This window comes from Desulfotomaculum sp. (genome assembly GCA_003513005.1).
Classification (GTDB): Bacteria; Bacillota; Desulfotomaculia; order Desulfotomaculales; family Nap2-2B; genus 46-80.
In genome coordinates this window covers 1-3,390 of record DOTD01000024.1, presented here as the reverse complement: position 1 = coordinate 3,390, position 3,390 = coordinate 1, and the positions used below count along the sequence as shown (strand labels likewise).

Annotated in this window: 2 protein-coding genes, 1 tRNA gene and 2 pseudogenes; 3 read left to right on the top strand and 2 right to left on the bottom strand. The window is 43.6% G+C overall.

All coding sequences use genetic code 11. The features are described from left to right. Window positions 1-392 precede the first annotated feature (392 nt). From DEH07_02150 to DEH07_02140, 3 genes and pseudogenes are all read left to right on the top strand, one after another. A pseudogene (locus DEH07_02150) lies at window positions 393-908 on the top strand (IS110 family transposase). Continuing rightward, window positions 901-1,098, top strand: coding sequence for a hypothetical protein (locus tag DEH07_02145; GenBank protein HBY03347.1), 198 nt, complete (start codon window positions 901-903; stop codon window positions 1,096-1,098). Before DEH07_02150 ends, DEH07_02145 begins: the two are co-directional and overlap by 8 nt. Continuing rightward, a pseudogene (locus DEH07_02140) lies at window positions 1,086-1,992 on the top strand (IS5/IS1182 family transposase). The gene DEH07_02145 and the pseudogene DEH07_02140 overlap by 13 nt, the downstream one beginning before the upstream one ends. 259 nt (window positions 1,993-2,251) lie before the next feature. On the opposite strand, the gene DEH07_02135 reads toward DEH07_02140, so the two are convergent. Then, window positions 2,252-2,334 (bottom strand) — tRNA-Leu (locus DEH07_02135). A 48-nt stretch (window positions 2,335-2,382) separates the two neighbouring features. After that, a complete protein-coding gene (gene otsB, locus DEH07_02130) occupies window positions 2,383-3,171 on the bottom strand; it encodes a trehalose-phosphatase (GenBank protein ID HBY03346.1) in 789 nt (262 codons plus the stop codon). Window positions 3,172-3,390: the final 219 nt, after the last annotated feature.

Here is a 3,390-nt window from a genome sequence, read left to right as displayed (position 1 = left end):
AATAGTTCTATTTGTAAGTGGTTTCTGTTTTCGCGGAACATGTAAATCCCCCTGAAATGTATATCTTTGATTTGTCCATAGATTGCTCTGGATCTCTTGATATTTATATTATACTTCGAGATTCGCCATTGTTTATCCTGCTGCTAAGGCTGTTGTTTACTATTCAATGGGGTTTTCGGAGTGGAATCTTATATTGAAAATCTGTAGAATTGGAATTAAATACCTTGTATTATTAAGTAAGGCTACTATTTAGGTAGCCATTTTTTATGTTATGTTTATTTGTTTCCGTTTGTTTTGGTCCATTTATTCTTGTCTTTTTGTGGCCATTTATCTCTGGCAGACTTGGTTCAAATGTTGTCAGCGGCAACACCATAGCCGGTTTGGTTGAACCCTTTGAAAGCGCTATTATTCTGCTGTGTACCATTCCTGGAGTTGATCGCAACACTGCCATCACGATTCTCTCCGAGATCGGTACTGATATGTCTCAGTTCTCATCCTCAAAGCGCTTGTGCTGTTGGGCGGGATTAGCGCCTGGCAACAACCAATCCGCCGGTAAAAAGAAGTCTGTTCGCATCACTAAAGCCGGAGTTTACCTCAAACCCGCTCTTGTACAAGCGGCCCATGCCGCCGTGAAATCCAAGACTTCTTCTTACTACCGCATCAAGTATGAGCGGATTGCCAAACGCAGAGGTAAGAAACGAGCCATTATCGCCATTGCCAGAATGATGCTCACTGCCGTTTATCACATGCTCCAGACCGGTGAGGTTTTCAATCCTTGCGATTTCTACCGGGTTGATATGCCGGTGGAACTTCGTATTAAGCAAAAGGAGAAGGCTTTGAGGCAAGCTGCTAAACTCTTGATTGCACACGGAGTGGTTAGCCCCGAGCATATCTCTCTATTTGTTTAACCTTTTAGCTCTGCTTCCCCCGATGGCTTGTTTGTTATACCCTTTTTTAGGTTTAGGGGTTTTCAACTTTTGCCTTGAATGTTTTCACGCTAATCCTCATATGCCGGAAATATTTTTTACAATGCGTTGTTTAGGCGGCCTTTTTCTTTTGCTGCTTCTTGAGTTGTACGATTGTTCCGTCAAGTTATGAAGAATTACCTGGAAGACCTGATAGACCAAGTTAGTACAGAAAACTCAGAGGCGGTCATCCAGGCAGCTGCCGAAGCTAAGGAAATCTTAGAAAGCGACCTGTTCATAGAACAAAAAGGGATTCGTTCCCTGGTGTACAAAGATGCCCGAGTGGGCTACAAGAGCAAGACACAATCTTTTTATGGCTACAAGGCGGAATTATGTCAAACTACTGATGGTGGCTTAATAACCAGCATCAATGTAGAAGCGGGTTCCTATGTCGATGGATATAATTTCAAAGACCACCTGGAGAAAATCCAGAAGGCCGGAATTATTTTGACTGGTGTATATGGTGATAAAGCTTACTTTCGTTACGATATCCTTAGCTTGATAAAGGAAAACCAGGCTGCACCATATATACCGGTAAGCGCCAGCGCTTATAAAATAGATGAAGAATGGTTCAGCTACAACAAGGATAGTAACCAATGGTTTTGTGTTATGGGGAATGAAACAGAGAAAGTAAAGCAAAAAACCCGTAAACGAAAGGGCAAAGAAGAAAAGCATTTGGAATACAGCTTTGAACGCAAGCGCTGTCGCAATTGTCCTCGTCGAAATGAATGCTTAGGTAAAAGTAATCGAATAGCCAGAAAGATGAGAGTCAGCGTAAATACCCCCGAGTTATATGAGTATAGCCGCCGAGCTAAAACGTTTCCATGGATTAGACCGAGCCAAAGGCTACGGTCGACAAAGCGTCCGTATGCAGGCAAAACTAACAGCCTTAGCGGTAAATTTAAAGCGGATAGCTAAGATAGTATCCGCTTCAAAAGAGATATTGGTTCCAAATTTGAACTTTTTGTTCTGTTGGCTGGTGATTAACCGACCAGATTGGACAAGGACAACCGTAAGAGCCGCTTAAAAGAGGCACTTTTTCAGTGGTCTCGAATGGTTCTGTTGTGCGTCCCGATGAGCATGATTTGAGAAAGGAAGTGGGTCATAACTTAATAACCACTGACACAGGTGACCGTCCCTTTGTGTTGATTCAAAATCGATTCCCCCTGTCTATGCGCTACGCTTTTTCCTATTTATCCTATATTTGGGTGCGTGTCAGGTGAACACGTCACCCAATAGAAAAAGGACTGTAGATTTTTCTACAGCCCTTGATTTTAAAGGATTTTTGGTGTCGGAGGCGGGACTTGAACCCGCACGGTCTCCCATACGCCCCTCAAACGTACGCGTCTGCCTATTCCGCCACTCCGACATGTTTTTTTTAAGCAAGTTCTATTATAAGTTGGAAAGGTGTCTGCTGTCAATAATCGCGCTTTTTTGTTATTAAAAGACGTAAAAATTCCTGTACCTCCCCCGGAGAGTTAAGCCTTAAGGAAGCCTTAGACGGACGGGAGTCTTTGCTGACCAGCACACCAAGCCCCTCTTCAAGACAGGCAAAAGCGTCCTCATCAGTTGTATCGTCACCTATAAACGTTATATAAGCCAAAGGCGCCTTTCCCCTTACCCAGTCGATAAACTTTCCCTTGTGCAGCCCTTTTGGGCGTATTTCAAGAACTTTCTTGCCCTCAAGAAACTCAAGGCCAAATTCTTCACAGACTTCTTTGCTTTTTTCTATAAAGCTTTTCAAGACATCTCCTGCGCCCGGATCGGCCAGCCTGAAATGGATCGTCAAATCAATAAGTTTGTTTTCAATAATATAACCCTTCTTATCCCCGATGCATTCAACAGCAATTGTATATAAACGGTTAATAACAGGTTCAATGTCGGCAGATGCTAAAGCAGTTAGGTTGCCGGCGGGATCCTCGATTAAAACACCATGTACACTGCTCAGATATAATCCGGGAACAGGCAAAAGTTCTTTCAATTCTTCAAGTACGCGGCCGCTCAAAATCGCCACTTTATAACACGGCAATCCGCAAAGCTGCTTTAAGTCGGCAAGCAGGCCCTCATCCGGTCTGGCTAGTTCAGGACGCGGCGCAATCGGAACTAACGTGCCGTCATAATCAAGTATTAGAAATACTTCCCGGTATAAGTCAAGCTTACCGGCAAGAGCTTCCGGCTTTATTAAAATTGGATGATTTTGAATCATTAGCTGCCCTTCTTAGTACTACAGCGATGAGTATTAAAGCTCTTTGCCAACATTAAATAGCGACTTCGCCCAATATTTGGAGATTCCTCTTTCGGTGCGAGAGGTAGGCGACCATGTTGCGTTTCATGTGGTAGTTAACGTCCCTCAAGGTCTTTCGGATCAGCTTCTCATTACCGGATAGGCCTGCAATGATCAGTTTCTTGGCCTGTGGCATCGTCA

What these genes read in the sequence shown, in the direction of transcription:
- otsB (HBY03346.1), bottom strand. Translation starts at nt 3,171, where the DNA reads ATGATTCAAAATCATCCAATTTTAATAAAGCCGGAAGCTCTTGCCGGT.